Annotated in this window: 23 protein-coding genes and 1 pseudogene; 12 read left to right on the forward strand and 12 right to left on the reverse strand. The window is 58.2% G+C overall.

Features of this window, described 5'->3' with window-relative positions; translation table 11 throughout:
• Both JOD69_RS24930 and JOD69_RS21530 read left to right on the forward strand, forming a co-directional pair.
• Positions 1–137 (forward strand): annotated as a pseudogene (locus JOD69_RS24930) (carbonic anhydrase); the annotation flags it as partial.
• A gap of 129 nt (positions 138–266) precedes the next feature.
• Positions 267–659, forward strand: coding sequence for a cupin domain-containing protein (locus JOD69_RS21530; protein WP_077731638.1), 393 nt, complete (start codon positions 267–269; stop codon positions 657–659).
• A gap of 585 nt (positions 660–1244) precedes the next feature.
• On the opposite strand, the gene JOD69_RS21535 is transcribed toward JOD69_RS21530, so the two are convergent.
• Positions 1245–2459, reverse strand: a complete 1215-nt coding sequence (locus JOD69_RS21535) for an ankyrin repeat domain-containing protein (RefSeq protein ID WP_077731640.1) — start codon at positions 2457–2459, stop codon at positions 1245–1247.
• A 179-nt stretch (positions 2460–2638) separates the two neighbouring features.
• Between JOD69_RS21535 and JOD69_RS21540 the strand changes: the two genes are divergently transcribed.
• From JOD69_RS21540 to JOD69_RS21560, 5 genes are all read left to right on the forward strand, one after another.
• Positions 2639–3688, forward strand: coding sequence for a hypothetical protein (locus tag JOD69_RS21540; RefSeq protein WP_139840962.1), 1050 nt, complete (start codon positions 2639–2641; stop codon positions 3686–3688).
• Between the two features lie 276 nt (positions 3689–3964).
• Entirely contained in the window at positions 3965–4591 is a 627-nt protein-coding gene (locus tag JOD69_RS21545; RefSeq protein WP_086132821.1) for a class I SAM-dependent methyltransferase, read from the forward strand.
• 93 nt (positions 4592–4684) lie between these two features.
• Complete coding sequence (locus JOD69_RS21550) at positions 4685–5068, forward strand: hypothetical protein (RefSeq protein WP_086132820.1); 384 nt, start codon at positions 4685–4687, stop codon at positions 5066–5068.
• Between the two features lie 261 nt (positions 5069–5329).
• Positions 5330–5722, forward strand: coding sequence for a Rieske 2Fe-2S domain-containing protein (locus JOD69_RS21555; protein WP_077731688.1), 393 nt, complete (start codon positions 5330–5332; stop codon positions 5720–5722).
• A gap of 36 nt (positions 5723–5758) precedes the next feature.
• Positions 5759–5983 carry a hypothetical protein gene (locus JOD69_RS21560; protein ID WP_086132819.1) on the forward strand — a complete coding sequence of 75 codons (225 nt, stop codon included), beginning with the start codon at positions 5759–5761 and terminating at the stop codon, positions 5981–5983.
• A 562-nt stretch (positions 5984–6545) separates the two neighbouring features.
• On the opposite strand, the gene JOD69_RS21565 is transcribed toward JOD69_RS21560, so the two are convergent.
• The 11 genes from JOD69_RS21565 to JOD69_RS21615 form a co-directional block, all read right to left on the reverse strand.
• Positions 6546–9011, reverse strand: coding sequence for an EAL domain-containing protein (locus JOD69_RS21565; RefSeq protein ID WP_086132818.1), 2466 nt, complete (start codon positions 9009–9011; stop codon positions 6546–6548).
• Between the two features lie 7 nt (positions 9012–9018).
• Positions 9019–9456: a response regulator gene (locus JOD69_RS21570; RefSeq protein WP_086132817.1), complete on the reverse strand. Its 438-nt coding sequence runs from the start codon at positions 9454–9456 to the stop codon at positions 9019–9021.
• Entirely contained in the window at positions 9453–11165 is a 1713-nt protein-coding gene (locus tag JOD69_RS21575) for a PAS domain S-box protein (protein WP_077731646.1), read from the reverse strand. Before JOD69_RS21575 ends, JOD69_RS21570 begins: the two co-directional genes overlap by 4 nt.
• A gap of 986 nt (positions 11166–12151) precedes the next feature.
• A complete protein-coding gene (locus tag JOD69_RS21580; RefSeq protein WP_086132816.1) occupies positions 12152–13147 on the reverse strand; it encodes a hypothetical protein in 996 nt (331 codons plus the stop codon).
• The gene (locus tag JOD69_RS21585; protein ID WP_086132815.1) at positions 13144–13443 is read right to left on the reverse strand and encodes a hypothetical protein; all 300 of its coding nucleotides are present in this window, start codon (positions 13441–13443) and stop codon (positions 13144–13146) included. Before JOD69_RS21585 ends, JOD69_RS21580 begins: the two co-directional genes overlap by 4 nt.
• Before the next feature lie 40 nt (positions 13444–13483).
• Positions 13484–14125, reverse strand: a complete 642-nt coding sequence (locus tag JOD69_RS21590; protein ID WP_077731649.1) for a hypothetical protein — start codon at positions 14123–14125, stop codon at positions 13484–13486.
• A 3-nt stretch (positions 14126–14128) separates the two neighbouring features.
• Entirely contained in the window at positions 14129–14398 is a 270-nt protein-coding gene (locus JOD69_RS21595; protein WP_240502592.1) for a phosphopantetheine-binding protein, read from the reverse strand.
• Positions 14399–14451: 53 nt separating this feature from the next.
• Positions 14452–15522, reverse strand: coding sequence for a hypothetical protein (locus JOD69_RS21600; RefSeq protein ID WP_210024277.1), 1071 nt, complete (start codon positions 15520–15522; stop codon positions 14452–14454).
• Between the two features lie 23 nt (positions 15523–15545).
• Positions 15546–16826 (reverse strand): NAD(P)/FAD-dependent oxidoreductase, encoded by a 1281-nt coding sequence (locus JOD69_RS21605; protein WP_086132813.1) that lies wholly within the window; start codon positions 16824–16826, stop codon positions 15546–15548.
• Positions 16827–16979: 153 nt separating this feature from the next.
• Positions 16980–18188: a cyclopropane-fatty-acyl-phospholipid synthase family protein gene (locus JOD69_RS21610; protein WP_086132812.1), complete on the reverse strand. Its 1209-nt coding sequence runs from the start codon at positions 18186–18188 to the stop codon at positions 16980–16982.
• A 646-nt stretch (positions 18189–18834) separates the two neighbouring features.
• Complete coding sequence (locus tag JOD69_RS21615) at positions 18835–19620, reverse strand: peptidase (protein ID WP_077731653.1); 786 nt, start codon at positions 19618–19620, stop codon at positions 18835–18837.
• A 454-nt stretch (positions 19621–20074) separates the two neighbouring features.
• Here JOD69_RS21615 and JOD69_RS21620 point away from each other — a divergent pair, with 454 nt between their 5' ends.
• From JOD69_RS21620 to JOD69_RS21640, 5 genes are all read left to right on the forward strand, one after another.
• Positions 20075–21535, forward strand: a complete 1461-nt coding sequence (locus JOD69_RS21620) for a circularly permuted type 2 ATP-grasp protein (protein ID WP_086132811.1) — start codon at positions 20075–20077, stop codon at positions 21533–21535.
• Positions 21520–22497 (forward strand): alpha-E domain-containing protein, encoded by a 978-nt coding sequence (locus JOD69_RS21625; protein WP_077731655.1) that lies wholly within the window; start codon positions 21520–21522, stop codon positions 22495–22497. The genes JOD69_RS21620 and JOD69_RS21625 overlap by 16 nt, the downstream gene beginning before the upstream one ends.
• Before the next feature lie 15 nt (positions 22498–22512).
• Positions 22513–23742 (forward strand): hypothetical protein, encoded by a 1230-nt coding sequence (locus JOD69_RS21630; protein WP_077731656.1) that lies wholly within the window; start codon positions 22513–22515, stop codon positions 23740–23742.
• Between the two features lie 338 nt (positions 23743–24080).
• Positions 24081–24587, forward strand: a complete 507-nt coding sequence (locus JOD69_RS21635; protein ID WP_347258316.1) for a YchJ family protein — start codon at positions 24081–24083, stop codon at positions 24585–24587.
• A 435-nt stretch (positions 24588–25022) separates the two neighbouring features.
• Positions 25023–25964: a DUF6748 domain-containing protein gene (locus JOD69_RS21640; protein WP_077731659.1), complete on the forward strand. Its 942-nt coding sequence runs from the start codon at positions 25023–25025 to the stop codon at positions 25962–25964.
• Positions 25965–26029 lie beyond the last annotated feature (65 nt).

Here is a 26029-nt window from a genome sequence, read left to right on the forward strand (position 1 = left end):
TTGCCGAGGACGTGAGACGCATCCGTAATCACACCCTGGTGCCGAAGAACATTCCGATCTACGGTTTCATCTACGACGTAAGATCGGGCAAGCTGATCGAAGTACCGGAGGCGATGAAAGCCGGTCGCGTCGGCTGAATTTCGGTTCCGACGAGTCGAAGCGGATAAGCCCCAAGTGGAGTCGGTCGGAGTATCCATCCATCGACCGACTTCCCGCCCAAGATTCGGTCGGTACGATTGGTATGAACAATTTCGAGAGGCAATACCATGCAACGAAATCCAAGCTGTTCGTATATCGCCCTCATGCTGGGCATATTAATTTTCGGTGCCGGGATCGGCTCGGCCTACGCCGAGGAAGCGCCGACGATGGCGCCGCGGCAACTGTTGTTGAAAAAGGCGGTACCGCTATCCGCCGATACCGTCGAAACACGAGTCGTTCGGGTTCAGTTCCCGTCCGGCTACAAGACGCCCCTGCATACCCACGAAGGTCCCGGTCCGCGCTACGTACTCAAGGGGAGGTTAAAGGTGGAGGACTCCGGCGAGACGCACGTCTACGGTCCGGGCGATGTTTTCTGGGAAACGGGGGCCGCCATGACCGTCGAGAATATTGGGGGAGGCGACGCCGAGATCGTGATTTTCGAACTCGCGCCGGTGAAGTGAGATTAAGGCCATGAATCGCCGTGTCGATTCCGGAGGATGACCCGTTCGGTTCATCCGGCAGATGCCGACTTGCCTGTTGTCGGTGACTATTTTTCGTTCGGAACCAGCCGTTGTTTGGCACGTGGCGGACGGTCGGAATCTACCGGCCTGCCGCATCCATCGTGCTCCCTGCTGCTATACCGGTTTCAGGTCATCCGGCCGCGCATCCGGCTGTCCCATCGCCGCCATTAGAGCATTTTCATACCTACTGTACGGGCACTCGCGAGTAGGTCGGGAATCCTTCCCAATCGCAAACGGCGTCTTCGGGAAGGGCGTGGCCGGCGCTCCCGGCCAGGCCGTTTGCGATTGGAGCGCCGAAGCCGCCCTTCCCGACACCACGTCCCGGCCGAGCGTCTTCGTCGGAAGGGTCGCGACTAAAGCGACCGTTTGCGATTGGGAAAGGATTGCCGAGCTACGAATGCTTGAATCAATTCACCCGAGCCGAAGGCGCCAACGACTTTCGCCAAGCCGGTTTTGCCGTACGAGCGAGATGAAAACGCTCTATCATCCTTTGAAACCTCGCGGCGTGTGATCGGCTTGACCCCTTTAATTCGTCCGCCCTTGCGCTTCTTCCTCGCATAACGCCTTCCATCGTTTCAGGGTCATCTTCTTCCCGAACCTCAGATTCTCATCTTGCAGGCTTACGTTCGCCGGATCGCGTGCAACATCGATGAATTCTCGAGGGGCGCTGGTTGGCGCCCCTTTCGAGACGAGGTAATTCAGAATGTCGGGCCTTTCCGCATAGATAGCCATGTCGCTCGGAAAAACCCTGAGCTCGGGGTCTTTTCTATCAACCGGGTAACCCGCTTCGACGAGAATTTCGACGGCCTCTCTGCTTTTGACGGCGATGGCCAATAGAAGCAGGTCGTCCTTGGACTCGAGACTTGCGTTTCTCTCGATCAGTTCCTTCAAAACGAATGGGTTTTGGTAGCGAACGGCATAATAGATGACCGAGTGGCCTCTCCAATCCCTGGCATTGATGTCGAACTTTTTTTGCATCATGCGGCGAGCGATCTCATCGTGACCGCCTTCCAATGCGGCCATTATCAGGGTGTTTTTATAGCTGTCATATTCATGGTAATCGAGGTTCAGCTCTTCATTATTCAGGAGATTTTTCGCTTGCGCGTAATCTCTTTTCTTCATTGCCTGAATGAATTCTCGTTCGAGGTTGCCCGGTTTCCAGGTGTCCGGAATCAGTCCGGGAAGATACTCTTTCGATGCCATGACGGCAGCAAAACCAAAGATGCCGATAAAAGCCCATTTGACGTGTTTGAACCAAACGGGAGCGTGTTCAAAAATAGGGTCGACATCGTTTTCTGTCGCCGCGGACAGCATTGGCCAGCATAGAAGAGTCAATCCGAAGAAGATCGAACCGAGAACAAAATAAATGGCGGCGGCGGTATAGCGTACGTAAAAGGTATCGACATACACGCCGCCTTTTCCATCGGCCACGACGCTGATAGGGACCTGGTCTCCAGGCTCATACCATTCGATGGGAACGATATTGGGATCGGTGTAAGTTTTGCCCTTGTACTCGACCTTGGGCTGCGGAAACCAGACGCCCGTCGTGTAACCGGTGCCTGTTGTTTTTCGGACTCTGGATATCTCTTGGTGGTAGCCAAGCAGTTTGGCGGTGGTTTTCTCGAGAGAGGATGAGAGAACCGTTACCCGCAGTGATTCGTAGGTTTCATGGCAGGCGAGCCCAATCAGGCCGATGCCCGTTACGATGAACAAGCCGGCGACAAACCTAAATAGTCCCATAGCTTATCGTTTCTTTCGATGGTTTATTGTTGCGATCATATATTGCGTCGGCATAAAGAGCGATCTTCGACAATTCAGTCCGTAGGACGCACCGACATTCGGGAAGCGCCCTTCGACTCGGCTCAGGACAGGCGTCCTCGCCGGTTTGGCAATGCTGAAAGCGGCCAAGGTTCGGTTGATTGTCCGCCGCAAATTCTAGTCTAAGACATAGTGGCGGCGCACAATTCCACTGTTCGGATTGGTATCTCTCGCGCGGCGGGAAACACCTGGAGCCAGTTACCTCCCTGTTGCCATCCGGGGGTTTCGTTGAGCAAGTTGCGAATAATGAGGAAAACGTCCCTTGTCATTTGCCAGGCTTATCCACCATGTTGTTTCGGGTCTCATTCCTTGAACGCGTATTGATCCGGTTTAGCGGAAAGATTTCGACCTTATCCGCCAGGGTAAAAATCTCCGCTTTCCTTGTTTTGGTCGCGTTCGCCTTGGTCGGTGTTTATGCCACCGTCACATTCATGGTCGAGCGATGGTATTACGGCGCGTTCCCTGAAGCGCAAGTTACTGCCAGCTATCGGAGAGACATCAAGATATCGAAACATCTCTTCGCTCTTGAGCTCGCAAGAACAATCAATACCAAACACCCAAACAGAAAATACTCGACCGTTGCGGCCGCCCGCCTCGATATCGAAAGCGCTGTTTACAAGGTAGAGCCAGACCATTACAGAAGCATCGATAATTTTATCGAGGATGTGAAAAAGGAGGTTTCTTCCGGGATTAATCTCAATAATCCCGACAAAAAGGACGTCCAGCGTTTAGCCGATGTCATCAAACATATCCTGTATCTTCGCCTGATAAATCACACGGCTCCGCAATACCTGTTGTCTCAAGGACTGGATGAAAAATCGCTGGATTGCGATACGCTGGTAACGCTCTATCTCGCGGTCGGTGAAGCGCTCAATCTTCCGTTTCGAGCGGTCGTCCTAAAGACGAACGATGCGGCGCGCGGGAACATCGAGCACGTCATGCTCGTTTGGAGAACGGGGAAAGGACGCTGGTACATCGAAGTGACCAATACCGAGCTTGCTGTGCCGTTGAATGAAGACGAATTTCGCGCTTACCGGGAGAAAGAAGGATTTACGACCTTTTCGGAACTCAACTCTTCCGATTTTTTAGAGGACGTGAAATGGACGGAAATCGCGAAGTATTACTACAACACGATTATTTATCGCCCCTGATTCCGTCCTGCTGGTCGGACAAGACCGGTTCGCCTCATCTTCCCGCATTTCGGGACAACCGCCGAGAGCTTCCTCAACCGCCCGAGGTCGTCACCGGCACCGTACAAATCGGCATTCGCATGACCCCGAGGGTCAGCATCGGCGACAACTTCCGGAGAAAGCGAAGCTTCTACTGTGCCGGTTCGTCTCCCTGCCGCGCTCGAAGGACATTGCGTCTTAAGACGACCGCCGAAGTGCTATACACTGGGATCGGAAATTCCCACTCACTGATCGACCATGAAGCTACTGCCCGACGATCTGAACAAGATCGTAACCCTGACACTGGCGCACTATAACCGGCATGCGGAAGATTTTCGGGAGGGAACGCGGAATCACGACGTCAGCCAGAACATTGATGCGCTGCTGCGCCATATCGAAGGGGACCCGCCCTTCAGAATCCTCGATTTCGGCTGTGGGCCGGGGCGTGATCTCAAGGAATTCGCCAGGCGCGGACACATAGCTGTAGGCGTGGAGGGGGCGGAGCGCTTTGCGGCCATGGCGAGGGAGGATACCGGTTGCGAGGTGTGGCAACAGGATTTCCTGCAACTCGACCTTCCGAAAAGTTCCTTTGATGGCGTATTTGCCAATGCGAGCTTGTTTCATGTTCCATCCCAGGAACTGCCGAGGGTACTCGGTCAATTGCATGTCGCCCTGAAACCGGGCGGCGTCCTTTTCAGCTCCAATCCGCGCGGTACCAACGAGGAAGGCTGGAGCAGCGGACGCTACGGCGCTTACTATGACCTGGACGGGTGGCGTCAGCGGATGACCGCTGCGGGATTCGTGGAGCTCGAACACTATTTCCGGCCCGCCGGATTGCCTCGACCGGCGCAGCCCTGGCTGGCCAGCGTGTGGCGGCGGTCCTAGGTTCCATGAAACGAATCCTGCAGTTTCGCCGGCCGGTCTCTTCGCGCGAGCTGGCTTGCACGTCGGGAAACTCAATAGACAGGAGATTTCACGATGAATGTCGGCGATCAGAAATCCTTTTCCGTCCGCGCTAGATCGTTCTGGAACGACAGCGGCATCGATCTCGCCGCGGGTGGCATTTATCAGTTTTCCGCTCGGAGAACATGGACGGATTTCTTCATTTCCTGCGGCCCCGCCGGGTACTCCGGTTTGTCTTATCAGAACAAGTTGGGGTCGTCGCTGCGTCTTCCACGCGAGAAATGGTTCGCTCTCTGCGGAGCCTTGGACCGGAACGGCCAGACGGCATTTGTTATCGGGGAAAGCTGTCGGTACACCGCCGAAGCCGCAGGGCGGCTGTACTGTTTCGCGAACGATGTGCCGGGGTGGTACTGGAACAATTTCGGAAGCGCGGAAGTAATTGCGACGCGCCTTGCTTGAACCCGATTCTTGCCGCTATCGACCTGTGACCGTTTCTCCAAACGATTCGGTGCCGATCGGCACGTTCACGACAAACATTGTCGGGTTTCCATCACTCTTCTTTCTTCGGATATCGGCAAAGGCCCGCGAGATGGTGAAAAATCGAGCAGTTTGTATCGGTTTAATCCTGGTACCGGAATTGCTTGATGGCTCATGGGCGTAACGTCCGCCGAGATCCTGTGCGCGGCGCTTCGGTCCGATCCTCAATCTTGGGTGTGCGATATGAATGAGCTATTTGTAGTTTGCCGTACGACGGAAATAGACGAAGAACAGGCGCGGGGCTTTTGGCTGGCCGTGCGAACCGAGACCGGCGAGGTAAAACCCTGGCCGATTCTGATTACGCGCAAGGGCAACCGTTTTTTTGGATTTGAAAATGTCTGCCCTCATGCCGGCAGCCGGCTGGATACCGTACCGGGGCAGTTCATGGATGAAGATGGCAACTTTCTGACCTGCGGCCAACATCACGCCCAGTTCGACATCGATAGCGGGCACTGTTTCATTGGACCCTGCCAAGGCAAGCAGCTCACAGCCGTGCCTTTGATCGTCGATGACGGCGATGTTTGCGTCACCGGCGTGGAACTAGCCGAAGAAGACGGCCTGGATCTCGACGCGTGATGAATTTCCGGACGGCGGTTTTGTGAGGAATCCGAGATGACACCGGAGCAGCAAGTCCGGCTTCGCGCTTTTCTGGCGAGCCTGCCGGAGATGAGCGTGGATCAATTGTTCGAAGCTCTGCACAACGCGCGCAGCTGCAAAGCGGCAGCGACCGAAGGCGATGCTCCTTATTGGCGCGCGCTGATGCTCGGCGTGGGCGAACAACTGCACCGGCGTCTTGGCCCCGGCGCTCTGCAAGAATATGCCAGCCGTTATTGCTGAACCGATCGGCTGATCGCGATCGACACGATTCACCGAAAACGTTCCCGGCGAAGAGTCCGCGCGTTCGGGTGGTCTTGCGGGCGTGAACGCATCGGTAAGAAAGCTCTGATCAGGTCCTTCTTCAGGATCGGGACAAACGGTAAGGTGTTGATTCGGCTCGTGGTGAGCTCATCGACTCCCCTCATGCGTCCAGACGAAGGGCACGAACTGAACCAACTTCTTTAGCGTTTCCGTAATTTTTCCGGAATTCGGCCTCGCTGGAAACCACACTTCCTCGCCGGGAAACCGGCTTTAGAGCATTTTTCACCACAATATAGCGACATAGCATGGGAGACCGCTCCACCCCCTAAAATGGAAGCCGAAAGAATCGTAGGTCGGCAATCCGTTGCCGACAAACCCGCTGGCCGGACAGTTGCTGTCGGGAAGGGTCGCGACTAAAGCGACCGTTTGCGATTGGGAAGGATTCCCGACCTACAACAGCGGGCGCTACACCAAACCGAGAAACCGGCTCTAGCCAAGTTTTTGAGCAGTTCCAGCGCACCCATAAGCGAGTGAATGCCATTCATCGGTTCGCCATGGCCGCTTCCAAAATGGCTTGCATCGTATCGGCTGTCATCGGGCGGCCGAATAAATAGCCCTGGGCGACGTCGCAGCCGTGGCGCTTCAGGAAAGCTAGCTGGGCTTCCGCTTCCACTCCCTCGGCCAGCACCTCCAGATTCAGGTTCCGCGCCATGGCGATGATGGCGGCGGCGATTTCCATGTTGGACGTATCTTGAGGAATGTCCCGCATGAAGCTTTGGTCGATTTTGAGCTTGTCGATGGGGAAGCGCTTCAGATAGGCCAGCGACGAGTAGCCTGTACCGAAGTCGTCGATCGCAATCCGGACGCCGAGGTCCTTGAGGGCCGCCAGTTTGGCCTCGTTCTCCGGGCCATCCTCCATGAGGGCGGTTTCGGTGATTTCCAGTTCGAGGTGATGGGACGGCAGGCCGGTTTCGGCCAGGATGGCACGGATGCGTTCGTGAAGATCGCCCTGCTGGAACTGGCGCGGCGAGAGATTGACCGCCAGCATTTCCAGCGGCAGACCGGCATCCAGCCAGGCTTTCATGCACCTGCAGGCCGTGCGCAGTACCCATTCGCCCAGCGGCACGATGAGGCCGGTTTCTTCCGCCAAGGGAATGAAACGATTGGGGGAAAGCAGACCCTGGTCGGGAATCTGCCAGCGCAACAGGGCCTCCACGCCGAAGATCCGGCCATCCGTCAGCGTCACCAGCGGCTGATAGTGCAAGACGAATTCATCCCGGTCCAGCGCGTGGCGCAGCCGGGTTTCCAGAGCGAGCCGCTCGTTGGCGGACGTGGTCAACGACTCGGTATAGAAGTGATATGTCCCTCGACCGCTGTCTTTTGCCTGGTAGAGCGCCGCATCCGCGTATTGGATGAGCCGATCGGCATCATCGCCGTCGTCGGGGAAAATGCCGATACCGAGACTGGCGCCGATGTAAACCTCCTGTCCGCCGGACAGCACGAAGGGCGCGCTGAGCCGGTCGATCAGGTGATGAGCCACGCTCGCGGCGTTCTCGGGATCGGACAGTTCTTCCAGCACCACGACGAATTCGTCGCCGCCCAAGCGGGCCACGGTATCGGTCTCGCGCAGGCATTCGCGCATGCGCTGCGAGGCGAGTTGCAACAGTTCGTCGCCGGTGGCGTGCCCCAAGCTGTCGTTGACGTTCTTGAACCGGTCAAGGTCGAGAAACAGTACGGCGCCGCGACTCCTATCACGCCTGGCGCGCTCCAGGGCATGGTTCAGGCGGGAGAGGAGCAAAAGCCGATTGGGCAAGCCGGTCAGCGGGTCGTAATGAGCTAGGTATTCCAGTTGGGTTTCCGAACGCTTGAGGTGGGTGATGTCGGTAAACACTCCCACGTAATTGACCGCCTCGCCTTGCTCGTTGCGTACCGTGCTGATGTTGAGCCACTCCGGATAGATTTCGCCGCCCTTGCGCCGATTCCAGAGTTCCCCCTGCCAGGAGCCGGTGGTGCGGATGGCGTGCCACATGGCTTGGTAGAACGAGCGGCTATGGTGGCCCGATTGCAGAAGGCGCGGGTTCTTGCCCGAAACCTCCGCCTCGGTATATTCGGTGATCATGGTAAAAGCCGGGTTGACCGTGAGGATGTTGCCATCGAGGTCAGTAATGATCACTCCCTCTTGAGTGCTGGTGAATACGGTGGCCGCCTGACGCAGCCGCTCCTCCGCCTGGCGTTGCTCCGTGATGTCCGAGGCCACGCCCGAGGTCAGGATGACCTTGCCGGCATCGTCGCACAGCGCGTAGCTGCGGTCGTTGATCCAGCGCACCGTGCCGTCGGGACGGTTGATGCGGTACTGAATGTCGTAGCGCTGGCCATGGGCCAGCTCTTCCAAGGCACGCAAGACTTGCCGGGAATCCTCGGCATGCACGGCCTCCAGCCAAAGCTTGGGATTCGCATACAGTTCGGCGCAGGGTCGTCCCCAGACCTGTTCGAATGCGGGGCTCACGTAAAGAACGGACTGGAAATCCGGCGCGCTCAGCCAGAACACTTCGCCTATCGTTTCCGCCATCCGGCGAAAACGCAGTTCGCTCTCGCGCAGGGCCTTTTCGGCGGCATGCCGCACACGCCGCTCCTCCATCTCGCGCAAGCTGCGCTCTATGGCCGGCCCGAGACGGCCCGGACGGTCCTTGAGGACGAAGTCCCAAACGCCCTGTTTCAGGAGTTCGACCGCTCTCTCTTCGCCGATACTTCCCGAGATCAGGATCACCGGCAAATCGGGCAGCCGTTCCTGTATGAGCCTGAGACTCGCTTCGAAATCCAGGCCGGGTACGCTGTAGTCGGATAACACGGCATCCCAGCTCTCTTCCTCCAGGGCCTGGTTCAGTTCTCCGCAGCTCACAACTCGCCGACAGCTGGCGGTCAACCCGTGAAGCCGCAGCTGGCGCTGAATCAAGAGGAAGTCGGTCTCGCTATCTTCGATGACCAGAAGGTTTAGCGGCGCGGTCACGGTCTCGTCAACCCCATGGCGGTTCGTTCGTGGCTAGCCAGTAAACCCCGAGGCGCGCCACCGTTTCTGCGAATTCGGTGAAATCCAGGGGCTTGCGGACGAAACTATTGGCACCGTGTTCGTAGCTGCCCAAGCGGTCTCTCTCCTCGTCGGAGGACGTGAGGATGACCACCGGCACCAGACGGGTACGCGGATCGGCACGCAGCCGTTCCAGCACTTCCAGACCTCCGATTCTGGGCAGGTTGAGATCCAGCAAAACCACCGTGGGCAAGTCGGGACCTTCGCGTGTCGCGAATTCGCCCTCCCGGAACACATAATCCAGCGCCTGCTGGCCATCGCGTACCACGTCCACCTGATTGGCCAGATTGACCCTGCGCAGCGCGCGCAGGGTCAGCATTTCGTCCTGAGCGTTGTCCTCCACCAGCAGAATCGTCTTGGCTTTCATCGAATTTCCTCGTCTCCGCGGCCCACGGCCGGTAGCGAAAAACGGAAGGTAGCGCCCTGGCCCGGAGCAGAAACGGCGTCAATCGTGCCACCGTGACGATGAACGATGCGCTGGACCGTGGCCAGGCCTATGCCCAGACCCGGAAATTCCTCTTGCCGGTGCAGCCGCTGGAACGGCTGAAACAGTTTGCCGGCGTGGGCCATGTCAAAACCGGCGCCATTGTCTGCCACATAAAATCGCCGATACTCGCCTTCAGAGGCTTGCTCGGCATACACCCGGATCATCGGCGTATCGGTGCCGGCGGTGTATTTCCAGGCGTTGCCGATGAGATTTCTCAGAACCACTTCGATCATTCGAACATCGCCCCGAGCGAAAAGGCCCGGTTCTACGCACCATTCCACCCGGCGGGCCGGTTCCACACGAGTCAACTCGGCGAGGATGCGTTCCGCAAGCGCCGAAAGATCCACCGGGTCACGCCCCAACTCACCGCGGGTGCAGCGCGAAAGCTGGAGCAGGCCGTCGATCAGTTCGCCCATGCGACGACTGGCGAGCATGATTTGATCCAGATAGACGCGGGCTTCGCCTTCCAGGCGCTCGCCGTAATCCTCCATCAAGGCCTGGCTGAATCCGCTCATAGCCCTAAGAGGCGCGCGGAGGTCGTGAGAGACGGCGTAGGCGAAACTCTCCAACTCCTGGTTGGCGGCCTGGAGTTCGGCCGTACGCTCCTCGACCCGTCGCTCCAGATCGGCATTGAGGAGGCGGATTTCTTCCTCGGCCCGCTTGCGCAGGGTGATATCGACGACACTGACGATCACATGGAGCTCCCCGCCAATGGCCACCGGCCCCAAGCTCACCTCGCAGGGAAACTCTTCCCCGTCGGCCCGGACAGCGTGCAGATCGCGGCCCTTGCCCATGGCGCGCGGCTCCGGATGGCGGAAATACTCCGAAGCGAGCATCTGATGACGAACATGAAAACGTTCGGGTATAAGGACGTCCATCGGACGTCCGATCAGCTTTTCGGACGGGCAGCGGAAGAGCTCGGCGGCACGCCCGTTCGCTTGGACGATTTGTCCGCCGCTATCGACGACGAGCATGGCCAAAGGCGAGGTATCGAAAATCAGCTGGGCTCGCGCCTCGCTTTCGCGCTGTGCCGCCTCGGCCGTGTCCTTGGCCCGGGCATAAATCTCCGCTTCCATCCGCAAAACTTGTTCACGCAGCGACTCGGTGAGCCGGCTCTGCTCGATTCCCTGCTGTTTGAGCCGGACGAGTTCGGTGACGTCCTCCACTCGGTGGATGATGTAGGCGACCGAGCCGTCCGCGCTCAGCACGGGGGAGTTGAATGGGCTCCAGTAGCGCACGGCAAACCCGCCGCCTTCCTCCTCTGGTATACGGATATCGTATTTCTGCACCGCCATGACATCCGCCGTACGGTTCCGCAGCACACGCTGCAGGGAGGCTCTCAAGTTGCGTACGCCAGTGGCGTCAGGGTCCTCGGGGTTGTCCGGGAAGACCTCGAAAATATCGCGGCCGATAATCTCCTTCCGTTGCGTCATCGTGGCACGCGCATAGGAGTCGCTGACGGCTGCGATACGGAGGTCCGGAGTCAGCACAAGATAAAGGCCCGGCGCAGATTCGAATAAGACCCGGAAGTCCGGATCGTCGATTGGAATGCGAGTTAACGGCTGCGAAGCGTCTGGCTCGGCGTTCATATCGCTGATCGGATCAAGCCTGGCCTATTTCGGTTGTCCGGCTGCGGAAAAGCATAGCCTTCGGCGGCACGCGGCAGAGCCAAATTGTTATCGTTCATTGTTATTTTTTATAGTCGTTCATTGTGCCGTCGGCGCCAGCGTTCTCTCCGCTATCGCCGTCGAACAGTCGTTGTCCCAACCCATAACGCAGCACCAAGCGTTACCACGGGCTGCGCCAATCATATTCCCGACCTTACCGTAGAGAAACATGGCGTGCTATCACGTTTGACGTAGCGACCAGCCCGCGGCTTTCCAAGCTGTCCGCTCCCGGCTTCTCGCGTCTGCTCGACAAAAACCGAATCGGCGCTTTCCGTTAAAGAACTATAAAAATAGTAGGAAATTTCGCGCAACGTGAATTGTTATCTTGACAGAGAAAAATTCTACTGGAGGGTTTTGTGCCGGCACATCATCCGCGGAAGAGATTCCTCAGGCGCTCGAAGATTTGATATGGCATCGGCTTGGCGGTTCGAGTGACGCGGCGTCGCCGTGCTGTCCGTCATTTCACCGGCGAGCGCTGCGCAGCTAGTGCATTTTTAAACCTACTGTACGAGCACTGGCGAGTAGGTCGGGAATCCCTCCCAATCGCAAACGTCGCTTTAGTCGCGACCTTCCAATCGCAAACGGTCATCCCAGGAGCGCTGGGATGACCGTTTGCGATTGGAGCGCCGAAGCCGCCCTTCCCGACGCCATGCTCCGGCCGAGCGTCTTTGTCGGCAAGGGATTGCCGACCTACGATCGTGCATCCCCGTAGATCGGGAGTCCTTTCGCGACGCCACGGCCCGGCCGAGCGTCTTCGCCGGCAAGGGATTGCCGACGAATGCTTGAATCGGTTCACCCGAGCCGAAGGCGCCAACGAGTTCCGCCAAGCCTGTTTTGCCGTACGAGCGAGATGAAGACGCTCTAGTGCAAGATCTTCGGTTCGACCGTCTGAGCGGGGCTGGATCGAATTATGAAGTCGGAGAGCCACGATTGGCGGATGCTCGACGAGGTTCAAAATTCCGGGCCATTTCGGGACTTAAGGCATCGGACATACGCTGCTCGTCCGTGCTGTCGCTCTTATCCCAAAAATCATAAAAATTGAACCAATTGTAAGGCGCCTGGCGGCAGTAATGTTCCAGCCGGTCGGCGTAGTGCTGCATGAACGCCCAGATTTTTTCGTCGCGGTTTTTCCGGGAACACTCGATGCGCTCGGCCAGCAGCTCAAAGTGTACGTCGTAATCGGCGCCGCCTTTGTGGAGACAAAAGAACAGAATCACCGGAGCCTTGAACAAGTTCGCCAGCAGCACTGGCGCCGCCGGGAACCAGGCGTCCTCGCCGAGAAACCGGCACAGGACGCGCTTCTCCCCGTGTACGCTGCGGTCTCCGAGCAAGGCGACCACGCCGCCGTTAGCGATGTGCTCATCCAGCCCCAGAAGGGCGCTCGCCGTGCCTACGGGGATGATGTCCTTGAACAGATCCGGGTTCAGCGTCCTGAAAATGGCATTGATCTTGGGGGAATTTTCGCCGTAAACCAGCGCCTTGACGGAAAGCCCCCTGTGCCTCAGCCCGAGGCCGCGGAGGATTTCGAAGCTGCCGACATGGGCGCCGACCAGGAGGAATCCCTGTTTGTCCGCTATCAGCCGCTCCAGCAGATCGAATCCGTGCATCCGGATTTGAAAGAATTCGTCCCGCTCGGCGAACACGAACACCCTGTCGAGCAGAGCTTCGGCGAAAGTGTGATAGTGGCGGAACAACTCCCGGCCCGACGGTGGTCTACCGAAGATGCGTGTCAGATAGGCAGCGGAAGCTTGCCGCGCGCGGTCGGCGAAAATCAGAAAATACGCCGTGATGGGGTAGAGCAGGGCGCGGGCGATCGGCCGCCCGAGCCGCAGGGCGATCCAGACGATCGTTCGCAGCCAGAAGCCGGTGCTGCGCTCTTTTTGATTAATCCAGCTGCGGCTCATGGTGCGACTGAGGTGAACAGCAGACGCCCTTGCGCGATGCGCCGGTCGCCCGAGAAGCAGTCGAATTTCACCGATTTTTCTCCCGCATCATCGAATTGCACCCGGCACGGTTCGTCCGGACGGAGCACCGAGAGAAATTTCGCGGCAGGAATGCCGGCGAGGCGAAAGCCTGGATGGCCCGCCAGCCAGAGACAGGCGATCTCGTCCAGAATCACTACGCCGGGCACCACCGGATTGCCCGGAAAATGACCGGGCAGGGCAGGGTGGTCTGATGAAACGGTAAAGTGTGCCTCCATCGGTCTGGTTGTCGTTCGAGTTCGCCCGGCGGAATTCCGGTCAGTTCTTGGGAGCCGAGATTACGCCCGAGCGGGCGATGGTCGCGATCAAGTGGAGGATGGACGGATGGCTGTGATGCCGGTAGCGGATGCGCCGGTAGATGTACTCGGTGATGAAAAACGCGCCGACGAAGAAATAATTCACGGTGTTGGTGAATAGGAGAAAGGTTTCCACCGGAGCGAACAAGGCCAGCAACACCGATTCCAGAACCAACAGGCAGAAAAAGATCGCCCAGGCCCAGGTGAGATTGCGAGTGTAAATCCGCAAATCGTCGGGCAGCACACCCCGCCGCTCCAGCCGGGCAAAGCGTGTAATCAGCGGTTCCCGTCCCGGAGTCAGCGTCGTCAGGAATAGGCTTGCGAGTATCAGGCCGATGCCGACGGGCGAAAAATAGATCATCGCGTCCGGCCTCAGGTAAAAGAGCGGCGCGCAGAGGCCGATGCCCACCGCGAAAGGCCAAAGGCGGCCTATCATGCTCGACCGGCCTTCGCCCGATAAGCGCATTGCGATCAAGATGGCCGTGAAGAGAAGAAAGTCGACGAATCCAAGCCAGACCGGCGAGATGTCCGAACGGACGGCGGCAAAGGAAAAAACCGGAAAGAGCGCCGCCAGGCACACGGTTAAAGCCGGTTTGATCCCCATACCTTATTTCGAACGCCGCTTTTCGATGGTGCTGGCCAGCGCCCGGAGCGAAGAGAAAATGTTAGTGACGTCCGGATCGTCCGATTTGATCTGAAGTCCGTATTTTTTGGAGATAACCAGGGAGAGTTCGAGCAGGTCTATGGAATCGAGTCCCAACCCGTCCCGGTACAGAGGTTTTTCCGGCTCGATGTGCTCGGGAATGGCTTCGAGATTCAACGATTCGACGATCATCCGTGCCAGTTCCAGTTCCATCGGGGTCAGTTGCGTGGTCATAAGCTATTGATATTCGACAGTTAGATCATTAAGGCCGATCGCCTTGGACCGGATTACGGACGGGGCAATCGAATAATGCCTTCGATTTCCAGCAAAAGGTCTCTGCGGCAAATATCGCCTTGTAGAAAGATAACCGGGCATGAAGGATTCAGGGTTTCCGCGAGCAGTCGCTTCGCGATGCCGAAATGTTCGTGATGGCGTATATAAACTTTCAACATGCTGTCTGGCCCCAATTCTTCGAGCTTGATTCGGGACTGGCCCAGCTCGTTTAGTACGGCCTGAATGTTGCTCAGCGTTTCCCGCAATTGCCCGGCCGCATCCTCGGGATGCAGGGTTTCGTGCCCTACGATGCTCGCGGTTCCCGACAGATAAAGCTGGCGTTCACCGCCGAACTCCGTCAGCGTCGCGCGCGAAAACGACGGGCTGCGCGGTCCGTATTGTAACGGATATCGATAGGCGCTCACCTGGCGCGGATTCTCGATCTGGCGTCCTGGCGCGCGGGAGGCGATGAAATAGATCCGCAGCCCTTCTGCCCCGGTCCCGATCGCGCTGGCGGCGGGCAAATCCCGGTCGAACACATAATCGGCTTCGGCGAAGGCTTGGTGCCGCCCCAGGCAAAAGCGCTGATAGTTTTCGAGCCCAAGGTATTCGCCGTTGATCCGCGGAAGATAGTTCCACATGCGGATGAGATGGGTATAGCCGGAGACGCGGATCAGATCCAGTATCCGGCAGTACGTCCGGTAAGTCCGGGCTTCCACCGAATCCTGCTCCTGGTCGGGTAAATAAAAGCAGCCGAACAGAATATCGCCGTTGCAGGCGTAGCGTATCCCCTGATGTTCTCCGTAGCGTGCCGGCTGTGGGCTGAGCCAGACTTCGCAAAGCTTTTGTTCGTCCAAGCTGCTCATGGGCAGCGTCAGGACCGGGTACGGCGTGTCTGTACCGGATTCGGAAAAGCCATCGAAGCCGATGATTCCGAGCACGGAGGCTGGCTTCGTGTTCGTCAGACCGCTCAGGGCTTCGGCAGGAAACAGGGTGAGATAAACGGGCGGATCAAGCCTGGCGGAACGCTGTTGCGTAACGCCTAGGCTCGGATCGAAAGAGCCCATTCGTGCTGGCAAATTCATGTCGGGCGTATATGAGACGAGCTTCAGGATGCGATGTTTTGGCGTCTGCGCTTATGGGCCGCGTAGTTATTGATCGGGTCGAACAGGCTTTTCAAATAATAAATAACCTTGAACATCAAGAGTTTGGGCGCGATCGGGGTGTTCCGGAACAGGTCGCCGGCAAGCAGCGAAATGACGCCTTCCTTGATACGGAACCGGTTGTGAGGATGGATGATCAAGTCCCGCATGGCGGGTGTGGTGATGCGGTAGATGAACCAGGAAAACGTCTTCAGCCCGCGGCGCACCGATTTTTCGTACTGCTTGAGGCGTTTTTCCGCGGTTTTCGGCTCGCGCAGGATGCCGTCCACGGTCTCCGCGCCGGACATCGCGCCGTACAGCGCGAGATGGACGCCGCTGGAAAATACCGGATCGATAAAGGCGAAAGCATCGCCGATCAACAAGTAATTCTTGCCCCTCATCCGTTTGGAAGCGTACGAATAATTGCCGGTCGCGGTTACGGGCGATACCAGCCGGGCGTTTTTCAGGCGAGCTTGCACCGGCGGGCATAAGGCGATGGTGTCGAACAGGAATTGTTCGACCGGTGTCTGGCGGCCTTTCAGATAATAAGGCCAGCAGACGGCGCCAACGCTCATCAGGTCCCCCTTGAGCGGGATCATCCAAAACCAGCCGTGATCGAACCAGTAAATGCTGATATTGCCTTCGTCCCGGCCGCTTCTGCGCTCGGCTCCTTCGAAATGGCCGAAAACAGCCGCGCTGCTGTGTTTCTTGTTGCGCTCCTTGGTGCCGAGCCTGTCGGCCAAAAAGGTGTCGCGGCCCGATGCATCGACCAGGAAGCGCGGTTGCCAGACATGCTCCGCGCCGTTTTCACCGGTCGCCCTGACTTTATCCACGCGGCCTTCGTGGAATTCCACCGAAGTCACGCGGCAGCCCTCGCGAACGTCCGCGCCCTTGGCGGCGGCGTTTTTCAAGAGGATATGATCGAACTCCGCCCGCTTGACCTCGAAGGCATAGGGATGAGTTTTGTCCAGAGCCTCGCCGAACTGAAAGTCGGAGCACTTGCCGTGGTAGATGGAATCGAATTCGGCGGCGTACTTGCGAAGACCGATCTTCTCGACCTCATTCAGCACGCCCAGCCGTTCCAGGTAAGGAAGACTCAAAGGCAGCAGGGATTCGCCGATGTGAAACCTCGGATGTCGATCCTTTTCGGCCAGAACGACGCGCCAATTCTTTTCCGCCAGCAACGCCGCAATCGACGATCCGGCCGGTCCTCCCCCGATGACCAGCACATCGCATGATTCGCTCATATGAGAATTCTTGAGTTGATAAGTCAGCCCCCGAGGCCGATAAGGATAATCGGCAAGATTCGTGCTGCCAAGCCACGTTTGCAGAAGACAGGCGGCGCAGACCCGCCCGGCCGCCGGCGCGGCCGGGATCGGCCGATCAGGGACGCGCCTTTCTCAATGATCCGTCACGAGGTAGTTCCGGGTGATCGGTACGGCTCCATGCCGCTTCGCCAGCTGAAGTTGAAAAACCACCATATCGCGCCAGCGGAACGAGCCTTCGCATACCGCCAGATAAAATTCCCACATGCGGGCGAAGCGTTCTCCCATCCGCTCGACCACTTCGGCTCTATGGTTCTGGAAACGCCGAAACCATTCGCGAAGGGTATATGCATAATGCAGCCGCAACACCTCCAGGTCGGTCAGAATCAGGCCCGAGCGCTGCATTGCCGGCGACACGTCGGAAAGCAAAGGGATATAACTGCCCGGAAAAATGTGGCGCTTTATCCATGGGTTGGCAGGGCCATCCTTGTTGGTGGCGCCGATGGTATGGAGCAGTGCTATGCCGTCGGGTTTCAGCAGTTTCGCCATTTGCCGGAAGAAAGCCGGATAGTGTCGGGCTCCGACATGTTCGAACATTCCGACGCTGACGATCCGGTCATATTCTCCGGTGTGCTTCCGGTAATCTCGAAGATGGAAGCGAACCTGATCTTGAAGTCCGAGTCGTTCGGCATCGGCTTGCGCCACTCGGAGTTGCTCCCTGGAGAGCGTTACGCCGGTTACTTCGACGCCGGCTTCTTGCGCGAGGTAAACGGCTAAGCCTCCCCAGCCGCTGCCGATATCGAGGACCTGCATTCCGGGCTGTAGACGCAGCTTTCGGGCGATGAGCCGGCATTTGGCGAGTTGCGCCTCTTCGAGCGTCTGCTCGGGCGTTTCGAAATAAGCGCAGGAATAAAACAGGCGTTCATCCAGAAACCGTCGGAACAGCCATTCGTCGAGATTGTAATGATGGCTCACATTCCGGTAACTGCGGGCGATGGCGTTACCCGTTCTAACAAGCGGGTGCAACCATCGGCGGACATGCAGATAGGGTGCGGGTCCCGGTTCGGAGAAATTCCGCATCATGACCTCCATGAACGCCGGCAACGCCTCGGAGGATCCCACGTTCCAACCGCCTTCGAGATAGGTTTCGCCCAATTGAAGTTCCGGATCCCACAAGAGACGGAGCAGGGCCGAGGGGTCTAGAACATTCCAGTGCGCTTCCGGCTGCCCGGTTCCGAAGCGGCGGCTCGGACCGCCTGTAACGTGAAGATGGAGAGAGCCTTCCCGGATATGCCGGTCCAATAGTCCGGTTACGGTCTGATGCAGTATTTTTTCCAGTGCCATCGGTTTTCACTCCTTGTTCACCGCGGTACGAAAAGCCTACCCGGATAGGATATAGCCAAAAACAATGTTCCGATTCGTGTTTCCGGCGTAGGGCGGGTTGGGAGAGCATCGCAAGGGAACCGAAAAGTTCCTTTGGGACACCTCGAAAAATCTACTGCGCGACTCGATTGCTGCGTTGCGCGGTGCGCGGAATCCTCATGTACTCCATGTACACTCCGGTTCCTGTGCTCCGGGCGCCTAGCACTCGGGGCGCTCGCGACGGTTTTTCGAGGTGTCCTTTGGTGTTTCCAAGCGCCGTAACCCACCAGGCAAGGACGCGGAATCAGTGAATTAGAGCATTTTCCGATTCGGTATCAGGGAGCCCGATATGTAGGTCGGCAATCCCTTGCCGACTTATCGGCTCGGCAAAGGGCTTTGTCGGCAAGGGATTGCCGACCTACGTTCTTCCCGCCCGACACGAATCCGTACACCGGTATGAAAAATGCTCTAGGCGCGCGGAGAGTCCGGCAGCGACGGCATGGCTCGTAGCAGTGCGCGTCTAATCCACCCTATATCTGAGTGAGACAAAACGGGAAGCGACAGATGCCGAACCGCTGGAACCGGGTACGCGCCAATCGGCATCGTTCAGCGAAAAGCCTGTTCGTTTCTATAGATCGAGTTGCTGCTTGAGCAGGGCGAGCTTAAAGTCGGCAGTTTGCGATTCGGCGTTTTCCCAGGGGAAATTCGGCAGATTTTCCAGAGCGAGAATCAACCCCTCGTTCCATTTCTCGGAAAGCTGCCGGGCGAAAGGATCATCCTCGGTGAGGAACAGCCGGCGGCCTTCGGTCAGGCTGTCTCGCTCGTAGATCAACAATTCCACCGGCGGGCCGACGGTCACGTTGCTGCGTATGGTGGAGTTCATGGAGACCAGGGCGCATCGGGCGGCCCGCTCCAGGCCGATGTCCCGCTTGATGATGCGGTCCAGGATGGGCTTGCCGTATTTGGTTTCGCCGATTTGCAGGAAGGGATGTTCCCCCGATTCGTGAATGTAATTGCCCTGCGGGTAAATCATGAAGGTCTCGGGCGGGCTATGGCCCAGCTGGCCGCCGAAGATGAAGGTGGCCTCGAAGCTGGTGTTGGCGGTATCGCGGCTAGCCTGCTGGCGCTGTAGCTGGGTGCTGATCATGCCGACGTAATCCGCGGCTTCGCACATGTTGGTCGCCGTCATCAGATTGGGTACCCAGGCCTGCTCGACATCGCGATACATCTTTTTCACCACCGCCTGGGTGGTGGCGAGATTGCCGGCGGAGAGCAAGACAAAAACCCGCTCTCCCGGCCACACGAAAGTGTGCATTTTCGAATAGGTGCCGATGCTGTCCATTCCGGCATTGGTGCGGGAATCGGAGCAGAACACCAGGCCGCGTTCCACGTTGATCGAAAGGCAATACGTCATGGCAATGTCAGAATGGACTCAGTGTATGGGTATTCGATCGATTCTATCGTCAGACGTTTCAGGAAGAAATCGTTTAGTACTACAGCTTCAGTAGATCGGGAATCCCTTCCCAACCCTGAGTCGGCAAAGGATTGCCGACCTACTTTCCCGTTGCTGACCTTTTTCCGCACGCGAAAACCATTCTTGCTCAGGGATCATCGATCAACCGTCATACTGAGGCTGACAAGGCGTTAGTACTACAACTCCAGTAGAGATGGAGCGCCCGAACACCACGCCAGATCACGGAACGCACCACAACAGCGCGGGGCGCTTGCAACCGTGCACCTTATTCGCTTTGTCAGGGAATCGACGCAGACGGCGAAACGCTTGCTTGCCCGGTGGCGCGCCGTAGCGCTCGTCTGTGCCATTGGCACGGAGGATGCTTCGTCGGAAACGTCAACATCATCGTTCGCTCATGAACATTTCCCACGACTACCGCAACAGCGAAGCCTACGACGAACTCCTGGAACCGGGCGGCCAGCCTCGGTGCGCCGCCCGGGCTCTGTTCCGTTATCTGAACTCTCTTCAGCCGGGAGAATTGGAAGCCCGCCGGCAGTCGGTGGATGCGGCCATCATGACGATGGGCATCACGTTTACCGTGTACAGCGAGGCCGGGAACATCGACCGGGCCTGGCCTTTCGACATCATCCCCCGGGTCATGGCGAAAAGCGAATGGATGCGGATCGAGGAGGGGCTGAAGCAACGGCTTACGGCTCTGAATTTGTTCATCAACGATCTTTATAACGAGCAGCGCATCGTCAAGGACGGCGTTTTTCCGCTGGAAGTGATCGCGGGTTCGCGCAACTTCCGCCCGCAGTGCCTAGGTATCACGCCCCGTTTTGGCGTATGGGCCCATGTGTGCGGTACCGATTTGGTGCGCGACAAGGACGGCACGGTCTACGTGCTGGAGGACAATCTCCGGGTGCCGTCGGGCGTGTCTTATATGTTGGAAAACCGACAATTGACGAAGCGCCTGTTTCCCGAATTTTTTCAGGGTTGCGATATCTTGCCGGTCGATGACTACCCGGTTCAGCTCTACGATGCGCTGGCGGCTCTTTCTCCGAGGGATGGCGAGAGGCCGGTGGTGGCCGTGCTGACTCCGGGAATTTTCAACTCGGCTTATTTCGAACACAGCTATCTGGCGCAGCAGATGGGCGCCTTCCTGGTGGAAGGCTCGGATCTGATGGTGGATGCGGATGACAGGGTCTACATGAAGACCGTTTCCGGCCCCAGGCGGGTCGATGTGATCTACCGCCGCATCGACGACGATTTTCTGGATCCGGAGGCCTTCCGTCCGGACTCGGCGCTCGGCGTTCCGGGCCTGATGCGCGCCTGGCGCAACGGCAAGGTCGGCATTGCCAATGCGCCCGGCTCCGGTGTGGCGGACGACAAGGTCGTATACACCTACGTGCCGAAAATCATCCGCTATTACCTCGATCAGGACCCGATCATTCCCAACGTGCCGAGCTACCTCTGCATGGACGAAAAAGAGCGGACTTATGTGCTGGCTAACCTGGACAAACTGGTGGTCAAGCCGGCCAACGAGTCGGGCGGCTACGGCATGATCATAGGCCCTAGGGCCAGCCCGGAGGAACGTGCGGCATTCGCCGAGCTGATCCGGGCCAATCCGCGCAATTACATGGCGCAGCCGACGCTGAGTATCTCCACCGCGCCGACCCTGGTCGGCGATTGCCTCGCTCCCCGCCACCTGGATCTTCGGCCTTTCATACTGCAATCCAGCCGGCTCTACGCCACCACCGGCGGACTGACGCGAGTGGCGCTGAAAGCGGGGTCCCTGGTCGTGAATTCATCGCAGGGCGGGGGCAGCAAAGATACCTGGATCGTCGACACGGAGGACGCATGCTATCCCGCGTAGCCGAGAACTTGTATTGGATGGCCCGTTATCTGGAGCGGGCCGAGAATACCGCACGCCTGATCAACACCACGACCGATGTGCTGCTGGATCTCCCCAAAGGCGCCTCGTTCGGCTGGGATATCCTGCTCAAGTTGGTCGGTCTGGACGAACTCTTCGAAGAGCATTACCGAGAGGCGAACGAATCCAATATCCTGCGCTTCCTGATCCAGGACGAGCGCAACCCGAGCGCCATCGTATCCAGCATCCGCCGCGCCCGCGAGAACAGCCGCACATTCCGGGAAATCCTTCCCAAGGAATTTTGGGAGCGGGTAAACGGGCTTTATCTCTATGTCCAAGGATTCGCGTCCAGCGCGGCGCAAAATCGGGCGCAGCGTTACGAAGTCCTCAATCACATCATCGAGCGCAACCAATCGCTGGCCGGCTTGCTGATCAGTTGCATGAGCCACGACCTGGTTTATGAATTCATCAGGCTGGGGAGAAACATCGAGCGCGCCGACATGACCACGCGCATCGCGGATATCAACGCGGCCGTGCTGCTCCCGCGGCAAGGCGGCGCGTTGGAGCCTTTGCAGGAGCGGTTGTGGATGAGCGTGCTCAAGGCCTTGAGCGCTTACCAGATGTACCGCCGCCACGTGGACGTGCATGTGCGCGGCCACGCCGTGCTGAATTATCTGCTGCTCGATCCCCATTTTCCGCGGACCGTCCGTCACTGCCTCTCGGAAATCGAGGAGTGTCTGGCCATGCTGCCGAACCACAAGGAGGTCATGAAAGTGACTCGCCGGACTTGGCGGCGGCTCACGGGCCTGCGCTGGGAAGGCTTGGCGCCTGCCGTTCTGCACGAGTACTTGGATCAGGTCCAAACCGACTTGGGCGCCATTCATGTGGCGGTGTCGAATCAGTATTTCTATTTCTATATGCGACAGCAACAGACTACCTCGACAGTACGGGTAGTCAATGAATAGGGAGTAGCGACCGTGATGTCTTCGCTCGATTTTCCCCGTCATGGAGACAAGGCGAACTCGCCGTTTTTCGAGGAGTTCCTGGTCAAACTGCTGGAGCAGCGCGATAGGATCGGGCTTACCGAGCTGATCCATCAGGTGGATGCCATGATGATCGCGGTCGAGCCTGGGCACTCGGTTCCCTATGTGGGCGAGCTGTGCCTGATGACGCCTTATCATTATCTCGCGACGATCGAATCGGAACGCCATTACACCCATGTGCTCCGCATCGACCTGAACGCTCCCGACGTTCTGATCCGCGAAGTCAAGGACCCCGAGACGCGAGGCATTTTCCGAAGCCTCAACGAGCTATACCCGATCGGCGCGCACAAGCCGAATTCGCGCTACATGGGCGAAGTGTTTCGGGTGACCGATGTGAACGAAGTGGTGGCATTGCAGAAGTCTAGGGATGTCCGCTTCTTCAATCGGGATCAGATCCAGAAGCTGGAAATGCCCGACGACATGGCCATCGTCAAGCCGTCGCCCTATACCCACAACATCGTCGGCTATTGGGAGCGGTCGGAAGCGGACACCCGTGTTTATGCCCCGAGTCGGAGCACCATTCGCGACGACGTTCAAAGGGCCTACCTGGAGGCGAAGGAAGCTCAGGTCAAACTGGGGCTGGAAGCGCTGCTCCTGCCCATCGACCATCTCGCCACCCGCATCTATAGCCAGAACCGGGAAGCCGCCATCCTCGAATGGCTGACCTTGACCAGTTATTACTACTGGGGCTCTTACGACATCGTTTCCCAGAATTCCTCGACCAACGTCACCAAGAGCGTGCATTACTCGAACGAGCTGGAATGTCCCGCCAAGGTGTTCACGGCCGCGAATCATCCCTATTTCGTCAACCACCTGCTCAAGCTGCCGTCGCCCACCGAAGCCTTCGTCCGCAACTACGGGCCGAGGCTCCATCATCTTGCGGTTGCGGTCCGGGACGGCGAAACCGAAGGGAAGGCCAACATCGATTACGTGGTGGGCACGCTGCGGGACTGCGGCAAGGAATTCCTGCTCGACGTCATCGGCTCCAGGGAGGAAGGGCTCAAGCAAATCTTCTCCAGCGCCTCGGAATATTCCTCCCTGATCGTGGAATACGTGCAACGCTTCGGCGACTTCCAGGGGTTCTTCACCAAGGACAACGTGGCCGAGCTGACTCATGCCGCCGGGGTGGAAGAAAACTTGCGCGCTTTGGAGACCGAGGTCGTTTAATCGCGGCGTAAGAATGCGGCCGGTTTCGCGCTTGCCCTGGCGCGCAGATCGGCGGTCGGTCAGTGCTGATGTGCGCCTAACCCACCCTACGAAAATGAATGCCTGATTGAAAGCGATTTGGATTCAGCCGCTTTAGAATCGCCTTTCCATCATTCAAGTTACAGGTCGACAATCCTCTGCCGACGAAGCTGTCCGGGCTCGTGTTATCGCGTTCGTGAGGGAACAGGCCGTAATGACGTCCCCGTGTTAGAATCGGCCCTCGACAATTCGAGCCGAAACGAACTTCGGCGCACCGCTCGTCGACCTTCAGCCGATCAACCCGCACTCTGCAGAATCCTGTGAATACTCCTATGACTTGCCCCTGCGGCTCCGAAAAGCCTTTCGATCAATGTTGCGGCCCTTATCTGGCGGGACAATCCGCTGCGCCCACCGCTGAAGCCTTGATGCGCTCGCGGTTTACCGCTTTCCAACTGCGCGATGCCGATTATCTCAGGGAGAGCTGGGACCCCGGCAAGCGGCCGGCATCTTTGGACTTCGAAGGCGACACCCGCACCTGGTCCCGTCTAGAGATCGTCGGAACCATAGGTGGCGGCGAAAACGACGATAGAGGCGTCGTGGAATTCAAGGCCCAGTTCGAGTTGGGAGACGACACCTATCTGATCCATGAAGTCAGCCGGTTTCACCGGGTGGCGGGACGATGGGTCTATCTGGACGGCACCATCAATTATCACGGCAAAATCGCCCACAAGGGCGAAATCCTTCGCAATGCGCCGTGCCCCTGCGGCAGCGGTAAAAAATACAAGAAATGCTGCGGCGGTTCGGCCAAACGTTCGGGCGGGGCATAGCGCCCGTCGTGCGCTAGCGACGCAGCACGGCCATTCCGATAGCGTTTCCGCCCCTAATCGCGGCGAAAATGTAGGCTATGGCAATTCCATCATCTCCCTGCGGCATCTCACGCCCTTTATCCACGCGCGTTTCGGCAAGTGCTGCAACAACTGGCGTTGCGCATGGCATATGAATTGCAATTTATATTTCGGCGGCCGGTGAGTGATCGGCAGGATGCCACCAATCAACATCCACTCATCGGACCGCACCATTCAGCGTCTCCGATTCTCTCCCCTCCCTCTCTGGACCGGGTGTCGCCGGGAATGGCGACACCTTTTCTTTTGTCCCGGTTTATCGTGCCTTCGTGCGGCTTTCTTCCGGATTCGTGATATTTCCTCGATGCCTTGATACGATCGGTATCGCGGACATCGAATCGAACGGAAGGAGGATCAGGAATGATCAAAGAGCTGGCTCTATGGCTGACGATCATAGGTCTCTGGGAAAGCAGTCCGATCTATGGAGACGAAGGCCGCTACTTCAAGGTTGCTCGCCAAGATCCAAGACAGTGCGTTGCACCAACGTGCGACAAGGTTTTCGTTAAGGAAGTCAACAAACCGCGAACGCGCTGCGCCGACGGGATTTGGCGCCGGGAATGCTATGTCGGCGCGATAGACTTTTCCGAGACGGGAGGCGTGCCGCAACAAAACGAGGACTTCAAGAAGGAGTTCGTTTTGGGGCGCGGGCTGGTGCGCGGAATTCTCGAGAGGCGTGCGACCGATTCCAACAGAGAAGACAGCGTTCTGGTCGTGCACGAAACATGGCGGGCCCAGGCACGGGCATCTCCCGCGGGCGCTCTGTACCGGGTGAGGGATGTCGATGGCCCTTGTCCGACCGAGCCCTGCGAGCACATCGAGGAAGAGCGGCTGAATACGCTGACCAAGGCTCTGATTGCCGAGGTCGACCTGCTCGCATCCGCCGCCGATCCGGAGAAGGTCAATGCCGGATATCAGGCTCTCAAGCAGGGGAGCATACTGGTGGCCGGCACTCATCAGGCCGTGACCGGCCCGGCCGGTACGAGCAAGTCCCTTATCGCGAGCGAATTCTACCTGATGGAATCCCCGGCGCCGGTAACCGGCCAAGCCTGCGGCGGAACGACAGGGGCACGGTGTCCGCCCGGCCAATACTGCGAGATCGGAACTCCCAATGCATGCGGTTCGACCAGCATATCGGGAACCTGCGAGGTTCCGCCCGAAATCTGCACGACCGAGCACAATCCCGTCTGCGGATGCGACGGCGAAACCTACAGCAACGATTGCGCACGCCGCCGCGCCCAGGTTCAGCTCGATCACGCCGGCCCCTGCGCGAAACCGGCCGGGGCGCCGACTTCCAAGCGTTAGGGAGGTTTCGATTCATTTGCCGCCCGATCTGTGCGAATGTCTCGGCGGCGCAAGTCGGCGGGAAC

The sequence above is a fragment of the Methylocaldum sp. RMAD-M genome, assembly GCF_017832375.1.
Taxonomy (GTDB): domain Bacteria; phylum Pseudomonadota; class Gammaproteobacteria; order Methylococcales; family Methylococcaceae; genus Methylocaldum.